Source organism: Streptomyces sp. NPDC031210, from assembly GCF_055570395.1.
Genome location: NZ_JBVIHH010000023.1, coordinates 4,241 through 26,020 on the forward strand (window position 1 = coordinate 4,241; position 21,780 = coordinate 26,020).

Here is a 21,780-nt window from a genome sequence, read left to right on the forward strand (position 1 = left end):
GAACGCAGTTCGGGGGGTATAAGAGACCGGGGTTTCGGACCCCGGAACGGGCTCCCCCACCGTGCCCACCCCGTACGACCTCGTTTGGGCGGCCCCCCCCCCCCCCCCCCCCCGCGTCCGCTCACAGATCGAATGTCGCACCACGTCAGCGCATTACCGCAGCACCGCCTCGCCACTCACCGGTACTCCTCCGCGCGGCTGGTGGGCAGCAATTCGCGGATGTCGTGGGGCAGGGTGTGGCTCAGGCGTTCCATGAGTTCCGGGGACAGGGCCGCGTCCAGGACCTCGAAAACCGCGGTGGCCTCCTTCAGGGCCGCTTCCTCCGAGACGCCGCCGCGCCAGGCGACACGGGCGGCGAAGATCGTCAGATCGAAGCGCTCCGCCGCCTTGGCGTGTTCCTGGGGGTCGTCGACCTTCGCCGCCACCCGCAGAAGATGCTCGCCGATCTCGTGGGGCAGTTGCGCCGCCATGTGCTGGGCGAGTCCGACCGGCACCCGTTCCGCCACCGTCTCCAGGGTCGCCCGTACGGCGCGCTCCGCCGCCCCGCGGTCCGGGAGCGCGGCGCGTGCCTGCACCAGACCGACAAACTCGTCATGCTGCATGAGTGTGCCTCCGTTCCGGACCGAAAACGCGGCTCCGAGGGGCTCGCCGACCTCTCCGTCCGACCGGGTTTCCGCTCGGCGTGGCTTGAAACCGGGGCCCAAGCACCCGGTTCCCCGACGCTCCGACACCCGGCTCGTTGACGCCTCAACGACGACTCGGCGATTGACCAGCGGGCTCCTTCGAAGAAGGACAGCCGGACCGCCACCCCGCACCCGATGAACGGCGTCGTTCAGCCCGCGCTCCACGCCGACAGCACCGCCGCCAGGATCGTCACGACGGCGAGTCCGATCGCCGCGGCCCGCGCCGGACCGCCGGTCACCGCCTGGATCACCGCGGGGCGCTCCCCGCACCAGGGGCACGGCGCCGGCTCGTGGCGGGCGTCTTCCAGCCAGTACGCGCCGAGCAGCTCGGCGTGAGAGAGCGGCTCCTCGTGCTTCATCTCAAAAGGGTCCATACCACCGCCAACGACGGACCCCTGGGAGAGGAACGACCGTTGCTCCCACCGCAACCCGATCGTCACCATCGCGTCTCACACGCCGGCGAAACCCGAGCCGGAGCCGGGTCCGGCGCGGCCGGCCGAGACCGTGAACAGCCCGCCGTCCGGGTCGCGGATCACGGCCTCGGGACCGGAGGGCGTCCCCTCGGCGGGCGGCAAGGGTGTAGCGCTGCCGCCGGCAGCCGCGGCGGCCGCCACGGCCTTCTCCACGTCCGGGACGTGGAAGTGGACACTCCAGCGGGGACGCACCCGGGGGTCCGGGGCGGCCGTGATGCCACCGCCCCGCAGGGCGGCGACGGTGTGGGGGCCGTCCCGCACGATGATCCGGTCGCCTTCCGTCACCTGGGTCATGTGCGTCCGAGGGCCGTCGTCGGACGGCTCCGGGGACCAGCCGAAGACCTCGCCATAGAACATCGCGGCGTCGTGCGCGTCACGCGTCCGCAGTTCCAGGAAGGCCGGGGCGTCGCCCCTGCCCACCGACCACGGCAGCGAGCGGCCTTCCCAGAATCCGAACACCGCGCCGTCCCGGTCGGCGGCGAGTGCGGCTCGTCCCCGGCCGAACCTCAGCGGCCCCACCGCCATGGTGGCTCCGCGCTCGCGGACCCGGTCCGCGGTCTCGTCCGCGCTGTCCACGGCGAAGTACGGGGTCCACGCGACCGCCACCTGCAGCCTCGACGCCACCGCGCCGATCCCGGCGACCGGTTGCCCGCCGGCCAGGGCCACGGTGAACTCCTCCCCCAGGCTGCCGGGGCGGTAGTCCCAGCCCAGGACGGCCGCGTAGAAGTCCTGTGTGGTCCGCAGGTCACGGGCGACCAGGTTGACCCAGCACGGGGCGCCGCGCACCGGCGTGATGTGCTCTGCGACTGTCATCGCTTCCTCCTCGACGTGGACCACCCTTCTGCCACCGGCGACGCGGGCCCCACGCTCCGCCCGCTTCCCGGTTTCGCCGTCGGCCGGGCGCCTGCCCGATCCGTACGCCGCCACACCGCACCCCCGTCCGCTCCACGTGACGCACCACGCGCGTGACCCGCTCGGCCTCTTCGTCGGTCTCACAACCGCCTGCCACCGCTACCGCCACGACGAGTTCACTGAATGTCATCTCCCGCGTCCGCTTCCCGCACGGCTTGGCGGACAGGCGCATGGTGCGCATAGTTCTCCCGTCTTCCGAGGGTTGGTTCCTGTCGATCGCCGAGGTGCCGGGCGGAGCGGGCCGGTTGGGCGGCAAGAGCGCCGCCGCTGCGGAGCCGCCGGATTCCGTGCGGCGTCCCGCCCCGGGATCTCATGGGATGCCCGGCGGATACTTATATAGCCCACCCGAGTTAACTTGACAAGCCGCGGCTCAAGTTGGGGCGACAGGGCCGTGCGCCGCGGCCCTCGCTCCGGGGCATTGCGGTCGTCCAGGCGGCCGATTCCCGCAGGCGCCGAGTCGCGCGCCCACGGACGCTGGAGTCGACCTCCCCACACATGCCCACCCGGGCCCCGTCAGAACTCAGGAAGAGGCGATGCACCGTGGCGACGCCGCACGAAGGTGATCACGAGGGTGAGCCCGGACCGGCGCCGGACAAGCCATCCGCGCCGCAGGCTCCGCGCGCGCTGCGCCGGCAGTCCTGGACGGGCGCCTTCAAGCGCACCCTGCGCGAGTTCAAGGCCGATAATCTCAGCGACTGGGGGGCGGCGCTCACCTATTACGGTGTGCTGGCCATCTTCCCCGCCCTGTTGGCGCTCGTGTCGATTCTCGGATTGCTGGGGAATTCCACGATCAATCCGCTGATCGACAACCTCGGCAGTCTCGCCCCGGGCTCGGTGCGCGACACCATCCGGAGCATGCTGGAACAACTCCAGGACAGTCAGGGAAAGGCCGGCATCGCCCTGGCCGTCGGTATCGTCATCGCGCTGTGGTCGGCCTCCGGATATGTCGCGGCTTTCATGCGCGCCTCGAACGTCGTCTACGACATCGGGGAAGGGCGGCCGGTGTGGAAGACGCTTCCCGTCCGGCTGGGTATTACCGTCGTGGTCGTGGTGCTGCTGGCACTGACCGCGATCGGCGTGGTCTTCACCGGCCCGCTGGCCCGGAAAATGGGGCAGGTTCTGGGGCTGGGCGACACGGCCGTGACCGTATGGAATTACGCCAAGTGGCCGGTGCTCGTCCTCCTCGTTTCCCTGATCTTCGCGTTGCTGTACTGGGCCGCCCCCAACGTCAGGCACGGCTTCAGCTGGGTCACGCCCGGCGGCCTCCTGGCCGTCCTCCTCTGGCTCGTCGCCTCCGCGCTGTTCGGCCTCTACGTGGCGAACTTCAGCAGCTACGACAAGACGTACGGCAGCTTCGCCGCAGTGATCATTTTTCTGATCTGGCTGTGGATCTCCAACCTGGCGATCCTGCTCGGCCTGGAGTTCAACGCGGAACTCGAACGCTCCCGGGCCATCGAAGCCGGCCACCCGCCCGGGGAAGAGCCGTACGTCGAACCGCGCGACAGGCGCAAGCTGTGACCGGCCCGGCGGTGTGCGGCGCGGGCTCGGCGGCACGCCCGAAACCACCGGCGGTCACGGCCGAAAGCCGCCGGTCACAGCGCCGGCCTCACCGCGCCAGCATCACGGCGTAGGCGACGAAGAAGGCCGCGCAGAGGAGGACGAGGATGCCGATGATGATCGTGGGGGCCTTGCTCCACCCGCGCGACAGGTCACGCGGGCCGGGCCCGGTTTCCGAGCCCGTGCTGTCCTCGCCGGGCGGGGTCTCCCCCGGAGGCACGCCGCGCCCGGCTCCCGGGCCGGGAAAGCGCTGGGAATCTGGATCCGGGTTCTGAGTGTCCATACCGAGAGTTTGCCCGATATCGACTGGTTTCATCATGGAACGACGCCCGGTCACCATCACGGACGCGGCCGAATACCGCAGGCGGGCGGGCCTGGGCCATGCCGGGGGCGCGCGCGATCCGGCCGCACCGCGGCCCGACCGCCCGCAGCGTAACGTCATAGTTGCGCCTTTTGAGCTTTCCTGTCCGCTATAGCCCTTCAAGCCCGTTCCGAGGCGGCGGTCTCGTCCGTCGGCCGACCGGGCACTCGGACCGGGAACGACGTGGGCCGGAGTGGAGTCGATGTCCGGACGACAGCAGTGGGCAGGTGCGAGATGACCGGCGGCGCGGGTGCCGATCCTCTGGACCGGGCGCTGGTCCGGGCGATGCTGGAGACCGGCGCCTCCGCCGGCGGCTTGTACGTTCTGGCGTCTGACCAGCCGGTTCTCCAACTGACGGTCATGAGCGGGGTGCCGGCCCCCTTCCTTGAGCCGTGGAGCCGGGTGGCGCTGGCGGCCCCGATCCCGGTCGCTGTCGCGGTCCGCCAGAACCGCCTGGTGTGGGCCGGCGGGTACGAGCAGATGGCGCGGGATTTCCCCCGCACGGCCGTGGCGGTGCCATACGAGTTCGCGCTCGGCGCGGCACCGATCGCCGACGGGAGCGGGTCTCTGGGTGCTCTTCTGCTGCTGTGGCCCGCGGACCATCCGCCCCAGCTTTCCGCACGGGAGCAGGCGGCCATCGAGGCCGCTTGCCGGCGACTGGCGGCGCTCCTGGAACTGGACGACCCGTCCGGCTCCGCCGCACTGGCCGCCGACATACCGCGGGTCGTCTCCCCTCCCCGAATACGGACCGCCGACTCCAGCGAGGCGCTGGCCGCCCTCGATTACCTGGAACGCCTGCCCGGCGGCTGCTGCGCCCTCGACCTGGAGGGCCGCGTCACCCTGCTGACCAGCGGCGCCATGGATCTGCTGGGCGTCGGCGAGGGACAGTTGCTCGGCGCGCGGCCGTGGGAGGTCCTGCCCTGGCTGCGGGACCCGGTGTTCGAGGACCGCTATCGCGCCGCGGTGATCAGCCGCCGGCCGACCTCCTTCGCCGCCTGCCGGCCCCCCGACCAGTGGCTGACCTTCCGGCTCTTCCCCGACGCCAGGGGCCTGAGCGTCTGGATCAGCCCCTCGGGCATGGACTACGGGCCCGCGCTGCCGCACGCCTCGGACGTCACGCCGGTACGGGCCGGGCAGATATACCACGTGCTGCACCTCGCCGCCGCGCTGACGGAGGCCGTGGGCGTACAGGACGTGATCGACCTCGTCGCCGAACAGATCGTGCCGGCCTTCGGGGCGCAGGGCCTGCTCATGTTCGGCGTGGAGGGCGCCCGGCTGCGGACCATCGGCCACCGCGGATATCCGGCCGAGGCGATCAACGTGTACGAAGGCGCCGCACTCACCACGGCCCAGAACCCGGCCGTCCACGCCCTCGAAACCGGGCAGGCCAGCTTCTACCCGTCCGCCGAGGAGATGGAGAAGGCGTATCCCGGGCTGCCGCACATCACCGAGAAGGCGGCCTGGGCCGTCCTGCCGCTGATCATTTCCGGCCGTCCGATCGGCTGCTGCGTGCTGTCCTACACCCGCTCCCGCACCTTCAGCCCCGAAGAACGCCAGGTCCTGACCTCTCTGGCGGGACTGATCGGCCAGGCGCTGGACCGCGCCCGCCTCTACGACACCAAACAGCAACTGGCGCACGACCTCCAGGCCGGCCTGCTGCCGCACACCCTGCCCACCGTCCCCAAGCTCGCCGTGGCCGCGCGCTATCTGCCGTCGACCCGTGGCATGGACATCGGCGGCGACTTCTACGACCTGATCCGGCTGGACAAGGACAGCGTCGCCGCCGTGATCGGTGACGTGCAGGGCCACAACGCGGCGGCGGCCGCTCTGATGGGCCAGGCCCGGACGGCCGTGCACGCCCATGCCACCGCGGGCGCCTCACCCGATGAGGTGCTGTCCCGCACCAACCGGCTGCTGACCGACCTCGACCCCGACCGGTTCACGAGCTGCCTGTACGTCCATCTCGACCTGCGCACACACCGGGCCTGCATCGCGAGCGCCGGGCATCCGCCGCCGCTGCTGCGCCACCCCAGCCGGCACACCGAAATCCTGCGCGTCCCGCCTGGGCTGCTGCTGGGTATCGATCCCGATGCCCGGTACTCCGCCACCGAGATCGACCTGCCCCCGGGCGCGGTGCTGGTCCTCTACACGGACGGCCTGGTCGAGCGGCGGGGGCTCGACATGAACGACGCCCTCACCGACCTCGCCACCTGCCTCGCGCGCTCCGAGCACGACGCGCCCGGCCCCCTCGCCGACGCCCTGCTCGACCACCAACGCGTACACGCGGACCGCGAGGACGACGTGGCCCTCCTGCTGCTCGCACCGGTAGACACCCCTGAGCCCTGATTCGGGACGGTCCCGTCTCGACTCGTCGGGCCGCCCGCCCGCCCTCGCCGCAGGCCGCAGCGGTCGCCTGCCACCACGACATCTGTCGATGACGGGACGCCGGTCGCCACCGCCAACCTGGCCCCGCCACAAGAACCGGCCCCGGCACGCGAGCTCGGCGTGACGCCGGAAGCCGTGACGAACGAGCCGGAGGGGGAGGAGCCTGAAGGAGGCGCAAAGGTGGCCCCGCACCAAGGCCAGAGGCGCCAAGCCCAGAAGCCAAGAGGTGCGGGGCCACGCTCGTTCGCACCGGCATGCGTGTCGCCGGTTCGCGGTTTCGGCTGCGATTCGGCGGTGCGCGGTTCCGGTCGCGTCAGGCCGCGGCGGAGGGGGTGAGCTGTGCCTGGCCGAAGAGCAGGGCGTACCCGCTGGGCAGGCAGCGCAGGATCCTGCGCAACAGGTCGGGTCCGGCGCAGCGGGCGAGGACGCCGAGGACGGATCCGGCGTCCCAGCGGGCGGTCGCCGCGGTGGCGCCTGGGGTGCCGGCGGCGAGGCCCTCCACGAACTCATGGGCGCCGACCGGCTCCGGCGCGGGGATCTGGGCCGCGAATTCGCGGGCGGCTTCCTCCGGGAGGCCGCGGGCGAGGTCGACACGTTCGTCGCCGGTCACCTGACGGCCCAGGGCGGCGAGCACGGTGCGGGTGACCTGTTCGGCCTTCTCGCGTGTGGGGTACAGGCCGTCCTTCCGCACGGCATCGATCAGCTCGTCCCACGTCATGACGACCTCCTGCTGCTGTCCGACCTGCGCGTGTGCGCGCATCGAGGTGATGGAGCCTTTCTCGTCGAAGGGAGGGACCCGGTGATCAGGTGCTGATCTGCCGGGGAGTCGCGGCGGCCTCGCCACCGATCTTGATCTTGCGGGGCCTGGCCTTCTCGGAGACCGGCAGCCGCACCGTGAGGACGCCCGCGTCGTACGAGGCGCTGATGCGCTCGGCGTCGAGGGTGTCGCCCAGCAGGAGCTGGCGGGTGTGTACGCCGACCGGGCGTTCGGAAGCGATCATTTCGGCGGTTTCCGGCGCCCGTGAGCGGCGCTCGGCCCGCACGGTCAGGACGTTCCGTTCGACATCCAGGTCAATGGCTTCCGGGTCGACCCCCGGGAGGTCGAAGTGGACGACGAATTCGTCCCCCGACCGATAGGCGTCCAGGGGAACGGCGGCCGGGCGTGCGGTGGTCCCGAGCATCTGCTGGGCGAGGCGATCCGCCTCACGGAACGCGTCGGTACGCATGAGCATCACAGGTCACTCCTTCCAGTCGCACTGCGTGCGATGCCCTTCGCCTTTTTATATAGCGCGGCAGCGACAAAGTTGACAAGCCATGACTCAATCCCATGCCCGGGCGGACGCCCGAGCCAGATAACCTCCTCGCCGACACGGCGAAAATCTGTCGCAGAGACGGTAGACATGACTCACTGACCCGGCTAGGGTTCTTCTCGTAGCCACGAAGTCAGCGATACGCGGCAGAGACGAACTGCCGCGAGCGGCAGACGGCACGGCGGCGGAGCCATGGGGCCGAGAAGTGCGTGATGGTCCCATGACTGGCCGCCGGGCCGGGCGGGCCTCAAGGGCCGCCATCGCAGAACCGCTTGACGGAATGACGAAGGAACACAGCCAGGAAAGAGAGAGGAGCAGACGCCATCAGGATCGCCCGGGCGAGGATCCAAGTCGCTCGGGTACCGCAGGCCCCGGATTGGAAGGTGGTCCCCGGTCACGCTTTCGCGATCCCCGCATCTCCGGCCTCCCAGGCGGACATGCGGAAAACGAAGGCCGGCGCACGGCGCCGGTAGATGGTGTTGAAACCCCTCGGGGCCCCGGAGCCGTATGGCGCCGGGGCCCCTCGACGCGTCCCAGAAGAGGTGCAAATGCCCCCAGAAACGCCCATGCCCGCCACCGACAGACTCGATGATGACGATTACCCCGCCTACACCATGGGCCGCGCCGCCGAGATGATCGGCGCCACCCCCGCCTTCCTCCGGGCCATCGGCGAAGCACGGCTGATCACCCCGCTGCGGTCCGAGGGCGGCCACCGCCGTTACTCCCGCTACCAACTGCGCATCGCCGCCCGCGCCCGCGAGCTCGTCGACGGCGGTACGCCGATCGATGCCGCCTGCCGCATCGTCATTCTTGAAGACCAGTTGGAGGAAGCCCAGCGGATCAACGCCGAGCTGCGGCGCTCCACCTCGCAGCCCCACGGCGCCGTCGGCTCCTGACCGCGAGGAGCAGCCGGTTCACCGGTCGCGGCGCCGCGCCGCCACGGCGCGGGCCGCGCTCCCCCGGCGCGGTCGGAGCGAGGGCACACGGTGCGCCATTACCCACCGTGCCCGTTCGCTTTCTCCGTGTTACTGTCGATCTCAGTTGCGGTTGTGGTTCCCAAAGACTTACAAGTGCTCTTAACGGCTTTCCGTGCCGGTAGGCGTGCTTTTGTATTTCCGGAGTATTCCGGACGGGGTAATCATCGCGGCAACACGGTGTCCGCACAGTGCGGGCACCGGGAATTGCCCCGAAGGAGATATGGCATGGCTACTGGCACCGTGAAGTGGTTCAACTCGGAAAAGGGCTTCGGCTTCATCGAGCAGGAGGGTGGCGGCGCGGACGTCTTCGCCCACTACTCGAACATCGCCGCCCAGGGCTTCCGTGAGCTGCAGGAGGGCCAGAAGGTGACCTTCGACGTCACCCAGGGCCAGAAGGGCCCGCAGGCGGAGAACATCGTTCTCGCCTGACCCGGACACACGCGAGGCTGACAGGCCGAAGCAGAGGGGCCCGCACCGGCACGGTGCGGGCCCCTTCGTTCGCGCGCCCGCCGCGTCCGGCACCCGTGCATTCCTCACTGTCCCTTCATGACAACCATGACTGTTTCCCGCCCCCGCCCCATGACAACGTTCGTCACGTCACCAGGCGGAGGGAGTGAGGATGAACAAGGGCTACGCGGTCTTCTGCGACGCCGACCGGCAGTTCTACGACGCTCCGCACCGCCTTCCGGCGGAGGGCGCGGCAAGCCCGGAAGGCGTGCCCGGCAAGGGCCGTACCGCCCTGTACGAGACGCTGCGCCGGGAGTTGCCCGACGGCTGGCAGCGTCACCGCGCCGGCGACTGGCTGGCGTTCCGTCCGCTCTCGGGCCAACTTCCCAGTCAGGGCTGGAAGATTCACGTCTCCGCCTGCCTGGACAACGCCGAAAAGGTGCTGGCCGCGGTCTGGGACTACTGCCTACCGCGGTCGATAGCCTTCAAATGCATGCCGAGCCGGTATCTGCTCCATACCCGTAACGCCAAATACGCCGACCGGGGCGCGAGCGGCAAATTCATCACCGTCTATCCGGCCGACGACGAGCAATGCCGCACCATCGCGGAGGACTTGGACGCTCTGCTGGGTGGCGAGCCGGGGCCGTACATCCTCAGCGATCTGCGCTGGGGCGCCGGGCCGGTGTACGTACGCTACGGCAGTTTCACCGAGCGGCACTGCTACGACGAGACGGGCGAACTGTGTCCCGCGGTCGAGAACGCGGACGGGCAATTGGTCCCCGACCGGCGGGATCCCGCGTTCCACGTGCCGCCGTGGATCACTCCCCCGGCCTTCCTCGAACCGCATCTGGTGGCGCGTTCGGCCACCACCGTCGCCGACCTCCCCTACCGCATCGAGCGTGCGCTGCACTTCTCCAACGGGGGCGGCGTCTACGTCGCCCGGGACCTGCGTACCGACGAGCGGGTGGTGCTCAAGGAAGCCAGGCCGCACGCCGGCCTGGCCGCCGACGAGGCCGACGCGGTCACCCGGCTGGAGCGCGAACGCGACGCCCTGCGGCGGCTGTCCGGGCTCGGCTGCACCCCCGAGGTGCACGACTGGTTCACCCTCGGCGAGCACACCTTCCTGGCGCTGGAGTACATCGAGGGCCGCCCGCTGAACAGCTTCTTCGCCCACCGCCACCCGCTGATCGAGGCGGACCCGGACGCCGCGAGCCTCGCCGCGTACACGGAGTGGGCCCTGCGCGTCCACCGCCTGGTGGAGGAAGCGGTCGAGGCCGTCCACTCCCGCGGCGTGGTCTTCAACGACCTGCACCTGTTCAACATCATGATGTCCGAGGACGAGTCGTCCGTGGTGCTGCTGGACTTCGAGGCCGCGGCCGTGGACGACCAGAACGTCCGCCAGGTGGTCGCCAATCCCGGTTTCGTCGCGCCGGCGGACCGCCGCGGGTTCGCCGTCGACCGCTACGCGCTGGCCTGTCTGCGTCTGGCGCTGTTCCTGCCGCTGACCAGCCTCTTCGCGGTGGACCGGGCGAAGGCGGCGCATCTGGCGCGGATCGCCGCCGAACAGTTCCCGGTGCCGCGGGCGTTCCTGGACGAGGCGGTCGAGGAGATCCTGCGCGGACACCACGCCACGGACCCACCGGGCCCCCGGAGCACTGCGGACGACTACCTTCCGGTGCCTCTCGCCGACTGGCCGCGCAGCCGCGACTCGATGGTCCGCGCGGTGCTCGCCTCGGCCACCCCCGACCGGGAAGACCGCTTCTTCCCCGGTGACATCGCGCAGTTCGGTACGGCCGGCGGCGGCACCTGCTTCGCGTACGGCGCGGCCGGCGTCCTCTACGCCCTGGCCGAGACCGGAGCGGAACGCTGTCCCGAAGCCGAGGAGTGGTTGCTGCTGCGGACGAAGAAGCCCGCCTCGGGCAGTCCGCTCGGGTTCTACGACGGCCTCTCCGGCGTCGCCTGGGTCCTGGACAGGCTCGGCCACCGGGAACGCGCACTGGCGCTCGCCGACACGGTCGGCTCCCAGAGCTGGAACGACCTCGCCCCCGACCTGCACGGCGGGCTCGCCGGCCTCGGCCTCGCGCTCGACTCCCTGGCCACGTCCACCGGCGAGAGCGCCCTGCACGAACAAGCCCTGCGCTGCGCGCACCTGATCGCCGACAAGGCCGGCGCGGAGCCCTCCGCGAGCGGCGTCCGCGCCCCCCGGGTGGGGCTCCTGTACGGGGCGACCGGCACGGCGCTGCTCTTCCTGCGCCTGTACGAGCGGACCGGCGACCCTGCCCTTCTCGACCTGGCCGCCGACGCCCTGCGCCGCGATCTGGCCCGGTGCGTCCGCGGCGTGGGCGGCGCCCTACAGGTCGACGAGGGCTGGCGGACCATGCCCTACCTGGGGGCCGGCAGCGTCGGCATCGGCATGGTGCTCGACGACTATCTCGCCCACCGCCCGGACGAGGAGTTCGAGCGGGCCCGGCGCGAGATCGTACGGGCCGCGCAGGCGAAGTTCTACGCGCAGCCCGGACTGTTCCGGGGTGCGGCGGGCATGGTGCTGCATCTGAGCCGCACCACGACCGGCGGCCCCGGTACGCACGCGGCGGATCTGCGCCGCCAGATCGACTCGCTCGCCTGGGGCGCCGTGCCCTACCAGGGGCATCTGGCCTTCGCCGGGGAGCAGATGATGCGTCTCTCCATGGACCTGAGCACCGGCACCGCCGGATGCCTGCTCGCGCTGGGCAGCGCGCTGCACGACCGGCCCGTGCACCTGCCCTTCCTCCCGCCGCTCTAGCGGCCCTGAAGCCGGCCCCTTAGGGGGTCGAACGAGAAACACCGTCCCCACCTATGAGAGGAACACTCATGACCCTTCTCGACCTGCAGTCGATGGAGACTCCGAAGGAAGAGAACACGGGCGAGCTGGCGACCGGCAGCCGGGCGAGCCTGCTGCTCTGCGGTGACAGCAGCCTCAGCGTCACCACCTGTCACTGACCCACCGTCATGGACGAGGCCACCGCCTCGTCGTGACGCGGTCGCGGCGGCCCCGGACGGTACACCGTCCGGGGCGGCCGCTCCGCCGTATCCGCCCTACGGAGTCGAGGTCCGCACCGCATGGCCCCCACGCACGGGCCCGCCGGGCTCCGGCGGCCCACCGTCCCGGACACCGCCGGCCGCCTCTTCGCCGGTGCCGTCCGCCACAGCGGCGGCCGGACCGCCGCCCTCGCCCTCGCCAGCACGGCAGGCGCCGCCGCGGCCGTCGCGCTGCCCGCCGCGGTCGGCCACACCCTCGACCTCGCTCTCGACCGCACCGCCCACCTGGGCCCCGCCGTAGCTCTGTGCGCCGTTCTCCTCGCCGCCGAAGTGCTGTGCGAGGCGCTGGCGGCACTGATCGGCGGGGTGACGACCGCCCGCAGCACCGCGTGGCTGCGCCGCCGCGGCATCGGCCACCTCCTGGCGCTCGCCCCGCACCGCGCCGCCGACCGCTTCACTCCCGGCGACGTGGTGACCCGGCTGACCGGCAACGCGGCCGAGGCGGCGACGGCCCCCACCACCGTGGCCACCGGCCTGGCCGCGCTCCTCACCCCGATAGGCGGCCTGGTCGCTCTCGCCTTCACCGACCTGTGGCTGGCCGCCGTCTTCGTCGCCGGGGTCCCCCTCCTGGCGCGCCTGCTGCGCGTCTTCGCCCGCGGTTCGTCCGACAGCGTCGCCCGCTACCAGCGGGTCCAGGCCGAGATCGCCACCCGGCTCGTCGAGGCGCTGGGCGGCGCCCGGACCGTCGCCGCGGCCGGCACCACGGCACGCGAGCGCGCCCGCGTACTGGAACCCCTGCCCGAACTGGGCGCCCACGGGCGGCAGATGTGGCAGGTCTACGGTCGCGCCGTGGTCAGCAGCGGCATTCTGGTACCGCTGCTGACCACCGCCGTCCTGGCCGTCGGCGGGGTGCGGCTGGCCTACGGGAACCTGTCCGTCGGGGAGCTGCTGGCGGCTTCCCGCTACGCCGCCCTGGCCGCGGGGCTGGGGGGCGTGATCGGGCAGCTCAACGCCCTCTCGCGCAGTCGCGCCGCGGCCCGCCGTACCGCCGAACTGCTCGCCGTCACCCCCGTACGCCACGGCACCGGGCAGTTGCCCGCCGACGGCGCCGGGCGGCTCGAACTGCGCGCCGTCACCGTCGCCCGCTCCGGCACCCCCGTGCTGCGGGAGGTCGATCTGGTCGTGCCCGGCGGTGTGACCATGGCCGTCGTCGGACGCTCCGGGGCGGGCAAGTCGCTGCTCGCCGCCGTCGCGGGGCGGCTCACCGACCCCGATCGCGGCGAAGTCCTCCTGGACGGCGTGCCGTTGCGCGACCTCGACCCGGCCGTGCTGCGCCGGGAGATCGGGTACGCCTTCGAACGGCCGGTGTTGTTCGGCGACACCGTGGGGGCGGCCATCGGCTTCGGGCCCACCCCGCTCGCGGACCGGGAGGTCGAGGCGGCGGCCCGCGCCGCGGGCGCCGACACCTTCGTACGGCGCCTGCCCGGCGGATACGCCACCCCGCTCGCGGAGGCCCCGCTGTCGGGCGGCGAACTGCAACGCCTGGGACTGGCACGCGCTTTCGCGCACGCCGGCCGGCTGCTGGTCCTCGACGACGCGACCTCCAGCCTGGACAGCGTCACCGAACTCCACGTCGGGCGGGCGCTGGTGCGGGACGTGCGGCCGGGCACCCGGCTGCTGATCGCCCACCGGGTCTCGTCCGCCGCCCGCGCCGATCTGGTCGCGTGGCTGGAGAACGGCCGGGTGCGTGCCGTCGGCCCGCACGAGCGGCTGTGGGAGGACGCCGGCTACCGGGCGGTGTTCGCCGACGCCGGGCCCGACACCGAGGCGGCGGGATGACGCCGACGCACGAGGGGCTGCTGCCGCGGGCCGGGCGCTTCCTGGGCCGCCGCAAACGTGTCCTGCTCACGCTGGCCGGCTGGTCGCTGCTGGAATCGGCGCACACCTTCCTCGGTGGCTACGGCGTGGCCATGGCCCTGGACCGGGGCTTCCTGGCCGGCCGCACCGGCACCGGCCTGGCCTGGCTGGGCGTGGCCGCGCTGGCCATCGTCGTGGGCGGCCTGGCCGGCGGTGGGGTCTTCCGCGGCCTGGCCGACCTGGTCGAGCCGCTGCGCGACGGCCTGGTCCGCACGGTGGTGTCGCGGGCGCTGGCGCAGGCGGTCGCCGAACCGGCGCGGGCGGCCGACAGCGCGGTCGTCTCGCGGCTGACCAACCAGACGGAGATCGCCCGGGACAGTTTCGCGGGGCTGGTGCTGGTGGCCCGCTCCTTCGTCTTCACCGCCGCCGGGGCCCTGGTGGGGCTGGCCTCCCTGGCGCCGCGGCTGCTGATCGTCGTGCTGCCGCCGCTGATCGCGGGCCTGCTGCTCTTCCTGGCCACCCTCCGTCCCATGGCCGCCCGCCAGCGCGCCTTCCTGCACGCCGACGAGGCCCTGGCCACACGGTTCGGGGCGCTCGCGGAAGGGCTGCGCGACGTGGTCGCGTGCGGGGCGGGTGAGCCGGCGGCCGCGCGGGCGCACGCCCTGATCGAGGAGGAAGCGCGGGCGGCCCGGGCGCTCGCCCGGTGGGCCGCCGTCCGCTCCCTCGCCCTCGGCGTGGCGGGACACCTGCCGGTGCTGCTACTCCTGGTCGCCGCCCCGTGGTTGCTGCGCCACGGCCTCACCGCCGGCGCCCTGCTGGGCGCCCTCACCTATCTCACGCAGTCCCTGCTGCCCGCCCTGCACTCCCTGATGACGGCGCTCGGGGCGGCGGGCACCCGGCTGCTGGTGGTGCTCGGCCGGCTCACCTCCGGGGCGCCCTCCGACCCCGGGACCGACACCGCCGTGCCACCGGGCGCTCCGGCCGGGTCCGCCGCCCCGGTCTCCGGGAAGGGACCGCGGGTCGCGCTGCGGTCGGTCACCTTCGCCTACGGCCCTGGCGCGCGACCCGTACTGCGCGACCTCGACCTCACCGTCGAGCCGGGTGAGCACCTCGTCGTGGTGGGCCCGAGCGGCATCGGCAAATCCACGCTGACCGGCCTGGTCGCGGGCCTGCTGGAGCCCGACGCGGGCGCCGTACGGGTGGACGGCCGGCCGGCCCGCGACGGCGCACCGGGGCTGCGGGCGCTCATCCCGCAGCAGGCTTACGTCTTCACCGGCAGTCTGCGCGAGAACCTGCTCTATCTGCGCCCCGACGGCGCACCGCGAGCGGCTCTGGAGGGCTCCTCGGAAGCCGTCGGGCTCGGCCCGCTGGTGCGCCGGCTGGGTGGCTTCGAGGCGCGGGTCGATCCGGCGTCCCTCTCCCACGGCGAACGGCAGCTCATCGCGCTCGCCCGGGCCCACCTCTCCCCCGCGCCGCTCATCCTGCTGGACGAGGCCACCTGTCACCTCGACCCGGTGGCCGAGGCGCGGGCCGAACTGGCCTTCGCCGAACGGCCGGGGACGGTGATCGTCGTGGCCCACCGCATCAGTTCGGCCAGGCGGGCGGACCGGATCCTGGTGCTCGACGGGGACCGTGCCACCTGCGGCACCCATGAGGAGCTGATCGAGCGGTCGGCGCTCTACCGTGACCTGGTGGGACGGTGGCACGCGGAGCGCCTGTGAGGAGGGCCTCGCCGGGCCGGCGAAGCTCGCCGGACAGGCCTAAAGCCAGCCCGCACCTTGCGATATGCGGATGGCGTCGACCCGGTTGCGGGCGCCGGTCTTGCGGTTGATCGCGGCCATGTAATTGCGCACCGTGCCGTTGCTCAGGTGCAGCTCGCGCGCGATCTCGGGGACGGACGCGCCGTCGGCGGCGAGCGAGAGGACCCCCAACTCGCGAGGGGTCAGGGGCATGTCAGCCGCTTCCAGGAAATCCGCGGCCAGCGAGCTGTCGACGTAGCGCTTTCCCGTCGCCACCAGCCGTATGGCGCGCAGCAGCCGGGCCGGTGAGGCGTCCTTGTTGACAAATCCCAGGGCCCGGGCCGCGACCGCGCGGCGCAGCACGCCCGGCCGGCACGCAGTGGCGAGAACGAGGAGGGCGCAGACCGGACCGCCGGGCCGGACCGACGCCTTCGCCGAGCCGGCGGTGTCCCCGTCGACGATGCAGACCTGCGGCCGGAAGGAGCGCGCCCGGCCAGGGGCTTCTCCCCAGCAGGCGGCGGTGATGTCGATGTCTTCTTCCTCGCTCAATAACGCGGTGAGTGCCGATCGCATCAGCCAAGTGTCGTGCACCAACAGAACCCGGATCACGCTCGCCCCTGTTCGCGACTGAAATTTCTAAGCTCGCACTGAGCATGTCCATTAGTACCTGGTGGAGAAGAAACGATGCCTTCGGTTTTCAGCCAATGGGGCGCACGCGGGAGCGCACGAACCCGCCCCGCGCGCCGCTACCGCTGGTAAAGCGCGTGCTTCCGGGAAGCCCCGGCCGCACGGGCGGGGTCGGGGGTTTTCGACCGGCCCCGGTGATCCCGTATGCGAACCCGAGTGCCTGAGGAGGGGCTCGCCAGGTGGTGGCACGGGACGCACGAACAAGGCGCCGGCAGTTGACCGGTGAGGGACCGTCACCGAGGTCGCCGCCCGTGGCGCGGCGGCGGGGCCGGCAGCGGACCCAGGCGCCCTCGGCGAGCAGCCGGGCCGCGATGACTGAACTGGGTGCCTCGCGCCGCCGTAGCCCAGTCCCGCCTTGAGGAAGTGCGGCCCAGGCGGTGGTCCATGCCGATGGCCCGACGTGGCCGAGCCCGGCTTCGTCGAGCGCGGCCGGATCCGCTCCCCGGCGCCCACGGGCACGGTGCCCTTGACGACCACCGCCGCCAGCCGCTGATCGCGCGGAGCGCCCCGGTCCCGGCGGTGGATGACCGCCTCCGGGACCGGGGCGACTACGGCGAGCGGGGTGCGGTCCGCCCGCCGGGCGAGCGGTGGCCGGTGGCCCGCTCAGCTCCCGAGTGCCTTACGCAGTTGCTCCTTGTTCATCGAGGAGCGCCCTTCGACGTTGCGCTTCCTCGCCTCCTCATAGAGCTGCTCCTTCGTGCGCCCCTGGGAGCCGCCGCGCGAGCGCTCGCCACCGCGCTGGGACGCGGACTTCCTGTCCTGCGTGGAGGACTTGCTGGAGGACTTCGATTCCCCGGAACGCGCGCGTTCCTTGTTGACCGTGCGCGCGGCCATCTCCTTCGCCCGGCCCGTGGAGGCGCCGCGCTTCTCGGCACTCTCCTTGATGTGCTCGTACTGTCGCTCCCGCTTACCGCTGGAACCTGCCGGCATGACACCTCTCCTTGCAATCGGACAGCCTCTGCGGGCTGAGTGCGCTCGACGGCACTCAGCGCGTACCCGCGCCGCCGTGGTCTTCACCCGGCCGCCGGCCGCATCTACCAGTCCACGCCGAAACGCCGCCGCGCGCGACACGGGAGAGCCGGCCGGGCGCCGGGCACGCGGCCGCTGATCGCGCGGCCGACGGTGCGCGGCGGCGGTCAGTCGGTGGACAGGGCTTCGAGGAGGTCACCGGTCTGCGGGTCGGGCAGTGCGCGCGCGACGTCCGCGAGCGCGACCATGCCGACCAGCCGGTGCCCGTCGATGACGGGCAGGCGGCGGACCTTGTGGCGGGCCATGGTCGCGAAGATCTCGTCCGCGTCGTCGTCCGCGCCGATGGTCACCGCTTCGCCCTGGGCGAGTTCACCGGCCTTGGTCTGCTGCGGGTCCCGGCCCTTGCCCAGCACCTTCACCACGATGTCGCGGTCGGTCAGCATGCCCTTGAGCTTGTCGTCCGTGCCGCAGATCGGCAGGGCGCCGACGCTCATTTCCGTGATCTTGCGAGCGGCGTCGAGGACGCTCTCCTCGGCGCCGACGCACTCGGCTCCCGGGGTCATGATGTCGCGTGCCACTGGCATGACGGTTTCGCCTCTCCTTCGCGTGCGGGATGGTTCCGGTGGTTACCGCGTCACCGGCCACGGCCGGTGACGTAGTCACGGGCGCGGTCGACCAGCCCCACGCCGGGCGCCAGCAGTTTGTTGGCCGGCGGGGTGCTGGGCGCGTGCGGATGCGGGCGCGTGGGGGCGGTCTTCTTCGCGTCACGGATCTTGGTGCCCAGGCTTTCCAGGACGTACGGGTGGCATGCCTGGCGCAGTTGGACGAAGAGATTGCCCTCCTCGTCCTCCACGTGGGCGGTGACCTCCGTCTTCAGCTTCGCGACCATCCGGTCGAAGTCGCTGTCGTCCGCGTCGCGCCCTTCGAGGTCCTTGAGCAACTGCTCCACCCGGCTGTGGTCGGCGATTTCCTTGTCCGCCAGGGCATCGCCGCCCTCGATGTGTTCGCGTACGGCCGGGTAGAGGTGCTCCTCCTCGGCGATGGCGTGCCGCACCAGTTCGATGGTCAGCGCGTCGGCGAGGGCCTTGCGGTCCGCACTGCCGGACGGAGCCGCCGCGAACTGCTCGAAGAGGGATTCGACCTCCCGGTGGTCGGTGGTCAGTTCCTCGATGACATCTCCGCCGTGGGCCATGGGAAGTACGCCTCCTGGTGACGTCGCGCCGAACCGGCCTGCCCGGGGCGCCAAAAGGACGCGTTCCCGACATCCGGAGCGGCTAACGAGCCGGAGAACGGATTCCGCCGGATGCGCCACGCCGGCGGAAGGTGAGCGGCCTGGTCAGGGGCGGCGGGGGGCGTGGTCAGGGGCGGCGGGGGCGCGGGCTGTCCGGGCCGCCGCGCGATCAGCGGCGGGAGGCGTGGCCTGTTCCCGCACGTAGTCGCAGGAGCGGCGCAGCAGCCGGGAGACATGCATCTGCGACAGACCGATCTGGGCGGCGATCTCGCTCTGCGTCAGCCCCATGAAGAACCGGAGGTAGAGGATGCGCCGTTCGCGCTCCGGCAGAAGGCGCAGGGCGGGCGCGGCCGCCTCCCGGTCGTCGACGAGCCCGAGCGCCGGGTCCTCCTGGCCCACGCGCTCGCTGAGCGTATGGGTCTCCTCGCCGCCGATGGGGCGCTCCAGGGACAGGGCGGTGAAGGTCTTCTGCGCGTCGAGGCCGATCACGACGTCCTCGACGGACAGCCCGGTGTGCGCGGCCACGTCCTGGACGGTGATCGCTTTGTTGCCCGGCAGGGCGGCCAGTTCCTCGCGGGCGCGGTGGACTTGGGCCCGCAGTTCCTGAGCGCGGCGGGGCACGTGGACCGCCCACAGGGCGTCGCGGAAGTGGCGTTTGATCTCACCGATGATGGTGGGCACCGCGAACGCGCCGAAGGGGGTCCCGGCCCGCGGGTCGAAACGGTCGACGGCCTTGAGCAGCCCGACCGCGGCCACCTGGCGCAGGTCCTCTTCGCTCTCGCCGCGGCCGCGGTAGCGCCCGGCCAGCCGGTGGGCCATCGGCAGCCACGCCCGTACGACCTCCTCCCGCAGCTCTTGCCTGCGGGGGCCGTCCGGCAACGCCGTCAGCTCCGCGAAGGCGGCAGCGGTATCGGGATCCTTTTGGGGATAGCGTCTGGACCTCGCAAGGGAAGCCATCCGACTCACGCCTTCCGATCGGTTGTCCCGCATCGCGGCGCGGTCCGTACCGCGCCCCGGCCGTTCGGCCTTCCCGTTTCCGTCCTCTCCACTCTGCGACAGTCGCCCGGCACCCGCGACAGGGGTGCGGGCGCCGCGGGCGGGGAAGACGGTGACCGGTGGCCGCTCCGGGTACGGGGCAAATCGCCAGGTCGGTGCCGTGCGGGGTGCTCCCGGCGGGGGTGGCCGGGGCCCGGAAAGGCTCCTTCCGGCGCCCGGATGCGGGTAACCCGATCGGCCCTGATCCTGGAGCCGTGGAGCCGCCGACCAGCGAGGAGGGCACGCATGAAGGTGCCGGACAAGATCAAACGCCTGCTGACGCTGGGTGACTCGCGGCACTCGGTGCCCGGCGAGGACGACGAGCCGCCCGGTGTCGGCCGCCCGGCATCCGACGCGCCCTGGCGAGCCTCGGACGCGTCCGGGCGAGCCGCTGACGCCCGCGGACGGGGACACCACCGCCCCACATGGCGCCGACACGGTCAGGATGGCACCTGACCTGCCCCGACACGGTCAACACGGCACCTGACCTGCGCCGATACGGTCAGCACGACGCCTGACCCGCGCCGACGCGATCCACACGGCACCTGACCTGCGCCGACACCGCTAGACCGCCCGGGCGACCGGCTCACCCGGCCGCCGGCACCGCGTCGCGGGCCACGGATCTGGCTACATACGGAACGGAGAGGTCCGCCGGCTCGGATTGTTCATCGTGGAGCAAGACCGCCCGGCCCGCCGCCCCTAGCCTCGCTGCAACATCACCAACGAGGGGCGGCACCGGTGAACTGGCTCATTCACGACTACCGCGAGAAGGATCTCGCCGAAGTGGTCCACCTGATCGACTCCACGGCCGAGCTCGGCCAGGAGTCGGTGTTCTCGCTGGCCGAGTGCATCAGCGCCCTGACCTCCCGGCAGCCCGCCGTCGTGGCCGTCCACCAGGGAGTTCCCATCGGGACGGCGCTGGCCTGCGTGGCGGGGGAACGCGGCTGGGTGATGCGGATCGCCATCTCGGCGGCCTGGCGGGGCCGGGGCCTGGCGAGCGCGCTCCTGGTGGAGCTGGAGCGGCGGCTGATCGCCGCCCGCGTGAGCCGTATCGCGTATGTGCTCCCGGAGGAGGACCTGCTCGGCGAGGGACTGCTGAACGCCGGTTACACGCGGCAGCCCGCCGTGGCCTACTTCGAGAAGGTCGAGCCGCACCACGGCCCTTCGGCCAACCTCCTGGAGGATCTCGGCGGACGGTTCCTGCCCACCGACCTGTGGGCCAAGGTGGCCGGGATGGAGGCGGAGAAGGACCTGATCGAGCGGCGTGTCGTCCTGCCGCTCGCGGAGCCCGAGCGCGCCGCCCGGCACGGTGTCCGGCCGCCGCGCGCCATCGCCCTGTTCGGCCCGCCGGGGACGGGAAAGACGACGTTCGCGCGGGGAATCGCCTCCAAGCTCGGCTGGCCGTTCGTCGAGCTGCTGCCGTCCCGGCTGGCCGACGAGGGCAATCTCGCGGCGGCGCTGCGCAGCGCGTTCGCCCGGATCGCGGAACTCGAACGCGTACTGGTCTTCATCGACGAGGTGGAGGAGATCGCGCCGGTGCGCTCGGAGCCCGCGCAGCCCGGCGGACTGCACGGCGTGACCAATGAACTCCTCAAGCTGATACCGGGGTTCCGGGAGCGGGACGAACGGCTGCTGGTGTGTGCCACCAACTCCATCCGCTCGCTCGACCCGGCGTTCCTGCGACCGGGCCGGTTCGACTACCTCATCCCGATCGGCACCCCCGACAAGGCCGCGCGGGCAGCGATCTGGTCGCGGTACACCGACGGCCGGGCCGATGTGGACGTGCCGGCGCTGGTCGCGGCCAGTGACCTGTTCACGCCCGCCGACATCGAGCACGCGGCCAGGGTCGCGGCCCAGGCTTCGTTCGAGCGGGACCTGGAGTCGATCGGCCGCGGCGCGGGCGACGAGGGCCGCCCGGGCGCGAGCACCGAGGACTATCTCGCCGCCATCGCCCAGTGCCGGCCCACGGTCACCCCCGCGATGATCGACGAGTTCGACGCGGACATCACCGCACACGCCCGCTGCTGAGGCACCCGGGGTTCGGAACGGCCGATCTCCGCTCCGCTACCAGCCCTGAGGACGACCCGCGGCGCACTACGAGCGGAGGAGTCCCCCGTCGAGACTCCTCCGCTGGACCGA

The 21,780-nt window shown here is 72.1% G+C and carries 21 protein-coding genes; 10 read left to right on the forward strand and 11 right to left on the reverse strand.

What is annotated here, in order from left to right:
* Positions 1-176 precede the first annotated feature (176 nt).
* The 3 genes from ACZ45Z_RS30580 to ACZ45Z_RS30590 all read right to left on the reverse strand — a co-directional run bounded on the left by ACZ45Z_RS30580 (position 177) and on the right by ACZ45Z_RS30590 (position 1,969).
* A complete protein-coding gene (locus ACZ45Z_RS30580; protein ID WP_468369281.1) occupies positions 177-602 on the reverse strand; it encodes a DUF2267 domain-containing protein in 426 nt (141 codons plus the stop codon).
* Positions 603-832: 230 nt separating this feature from the next.
* The gene (locus tag ACZ45Z_RS30585; protein ID WP_468369284.1) at positions 833-1,042 is read right to left on the reverse strand and encodes a hypothetical protein; all 210 of its coding nucleotides are present in this window, start codon (positions 1,040-1,042) and stop codon (positions 833-835) included.
* Positions 1,043-1,132: 90 nt separating this feature from the next.
* The gene (locus tag ACZ45Z_RS30590; RefSeq protein ID WP_468369287.1) at positions 1,133-1,969 is read right to left on the reverse strand and encodes a VOC family protein; all 837 of its coding nucleotides are present in this window, start codon (positions 1,967-1,969) and stop codon (positions 1,133-1,135) included.
* Positions 1,970-2,563: 594 nt separating this feature from the next.
* On the opposite strand from ACZ45Z_RS30590, the gene ACZ45Z_RS30595 reads away from it, so the two are divergent.
* Positions 2,564-3,586: a YihY/virulence factor BrkB family protein gene (locus ACZ45Z_RS30595; protein ID WP_468369289.1), complete on the forward strand. Its 1,023-nt coding sequence runs from the start codon at positions 2,564-2,566 to the stop codon at positions 3,584-3,586.
* Between the two features lie 88 nt (positions 3,587-3,674).
* Here ACZ45Z_RS30595 and ACZ45Z_RS30600 read toward each other — a convergent pair whose 3' ends face one another.
* Complete coding sequence (locus tag ACZ45Z_RS30600; protein ID WP_468369291.1) at positions 3,675-3,908, reverse strand: DUF6480 family protein; 234 nt, start codon at positions 3,906-3,908, stop codon at positions 3,675-3,677.
* Between the two features lie 312 nt (positions 3,909-4,220).
* Here ACZ45Z_RS30600 and ACZ45Z_RS30605 point away from each other — a divergent pair, with 312 nt between their 5' ends.
* Positions 4,221-6,332: a SpoIIE family protein phosphatase gene (locus ACZ45Z_RS30605; RefSeq protein ID WP_468369294.1), complete on the forward strand. Its 2,112-nt coding sequence runs from the start codon at positions 4,221-4,223 to the stop codon at positions 6,330-6,332.
* Positions 6,333-6,684: 352 nt separating this feature from the next.
* Here ACZ45Z_RS30605 and ACZ45Z_RS30610 read toward each other — a convergent pair whose 3' ends face one another.
* Both ACZ45Z_RS30610 and ACZ45Z_RS30615 read right to left on the reverse strand, forming a co-directional pair.
* Entirely contained in the window at positions 6,685-7,131 is a 447-nt protein-coding gene (locus ACZ45Z_RS30610; protein WP_468369297.1) for a DUF2267 domain-containing protein, read from the reverse strand.
* A 43-nt stretch (positions 7,132-7,174) separates the two neighbouring features.
* Entirely contained in the window at positions 7,175-7,603 is a 429-nt protein-coding gene (locus ACZ45Z_RS30615; protein ID WP_468369300.1) for an Hsp20/alpha crystallin family protein, read from the reverse strand.
* Positions 7,604-8,229: 626 nt separating this feature from the next.
* On the opposite strand from ACZ45Z_RS30615, the gene ACZ45Z_RS30620 reads away from it, so the two are divergent.
* From ACZ45Z_RS30620 to ACZ45Z_RS30645, 6 genes are all read left to right on the forward strand, one after another.
* Positions 8,230-8,577, forward strand: coding sequence for a MerR family transcriptional regulator (locus ACZ45Z_RS30620; protein WP_468369302.1), 348 nt, complete (start codon positions 8,230-8,232; stop codon positions 8,575-8,577).
* 306 nt (positions 8,578-8,883) lie between these two features.
* Positions 8,884-9,087, forward strand: a complete 204-nt coding sequence (locus ACZ45Z_RS30625) for a cold-shock protein (RefSeq protein WP_468369305.1) — start codon at positions 8,884-8,886, stop codon at positions 9,085-9,087.
* 190 nt (positions 9,088-9,277) lie between these two features.
* Positions 9,278-11,887 (forward strand): class III lanthionine synthetase LanKC, encoded by a 2,610-nt coding sequence (gene lanKC, locus ACZ45Z_RS30630; RefSeq protein ID WP_468369308.1) that lies wholly within the window; start codon positions 9,278-9,280, stop codon positions 11,885-11,887.
* 68 nt (positions 11,888-11,955) lie between these two features.
* The gene (locus ACZ45Z_RS30635; RefSeq protein ID WP_468369311.1) at positions 11,956-12,084 is read left to right on the forward strand and encodes a SapB/AmfS family lanthipeptide; all 129 of its coding nucleotides are present in this window, start codon (positions 11,956-11,958) and stop codon (positions 12,082-12,084) included.
* A 120-nt stretch (positions 12,085-12,204) separates the two neighbouring features.
* Positions 12,205-13,962, forward strand: a complete 1,758-nt coding sequence (locus ACZ45Z_RS30640; protein WP_468369313.1) for an ABC transporter ATP-binding protein — start codon at positions 12,205-12,207, stop codon at positions 13,960-13,962.
* Positions 13,959-15,701 (forward strand): ABC transporter ATP-binding protein, encoded by a 1,743-nt coding sequence (locus ACZ45Z_RS30645; RefSeq protein WP_468369315.1) that lies wholly within the window; start codon positions 13,959-13,961, stop codon positions 15,699-15,701. Before ACZ45Z_RS30640 ends, ACZ45Z_RS30645 begins: the two co-directional genes overlap by 4 nt.
* 39 nt (positions 15,702-15,740) lie before the next feature.
* Here the strand turns inward: ACZ45Z_RS30645 and ACZ45Z_RS30650 are convergent, their stop codons facing one another.
* The 5 genes from ACZ45Z_RS30650 to ACZ45Z_RS30670 form a co-directional block, all read right to left on the reverse strand.
* Positions 15,741-16,292 (reverse strand): response regulator transcription factor, encoded by a 552-nt coding sequence (locus tag ACZ45Z_RS30650; protein ID WP_468369318.1) that lies wholly within the window; start codon positions 16,290-16,292, stop codon positions 15,741-15,743.
* Between the two features lie 717 nt (positions 16,293-17,009).
* Positions 17,010-17,336 (reverse strand): plasmid stabilization protein, encoded by a 327-nt coding sequence (locus ACZ45Z_RS30655; protein WP_468369320.1) that lies wholly within the window; start codon positions 17,334-17,336, stop codon positions 17,010-17,012.
* 206 nt (positions 17,337-17,542) lie between these two features.
* Positions 17,543-17,959, reverse strand: coding sequence for a CBS domain-containing protein (locus tag ACZ45Z_RS30660; RefSeq protein WP_468369322.1), 417 nt, complete (start codon positions 17,957-17,959; stop codon positions 17,543-17,545).
* 50 nt (positions 17,960-18,009) lie between these two features.
* Positions 18,010-18,567, reverse strand: coding sequence for a hemerythrin domain-containing protein (locus ACZ45Z_RS30665; protein WP_468369325.1), 558 nt, complete (start codon positions 18,565-18,567; stop codon positions 18,010-18,012).
* A gap of 144 nt (positions 18,568-18,711) precedes the next feature.
* Positions 18,712-19,563 carry a SigB/SigF/SigG family RNA polymerase sigma factor gene (locus ACZ45Z_RS30670; protein WP_468369327.1) on the reverse strand — a complete coding sequence of 284 codons (852 nt, stop codon included), beginning with the start codon at positions 19,561-19,563 and terminating at the stop codon, positions 18,712-18,714.
* Positions 19,564-19,887: 324 nt separating this feature from the next.
* Here ACZ45Z_RS30670 and ACZ45Z_RS30675 point away from each other — a divergent pair, with 324 nt between their 5' ends.
* A complete protein-coding gene (locus ACZ45Z_RS30675) occupies positions 19,888-20,097 on the forward strand; it encodes a hypothetical protein (protein ID WP_468369330.1) in 210 nt (69 codons plus the stop codon).
* Positions 20,098-20,379: 282 nt separating this feature from the next.
* Complete coding sequence (locus ACZ45Z_RS30680; protein WP_468369331.1) at positions 20,380-21,669, forward strand: ATP-binding protein; 1,290 nt, start codon at positions 20,380-20,382, stop codon at positions 21,667-21,669.
* Positions 21,670-21,780: the final 111 nt, after the last annotated feature.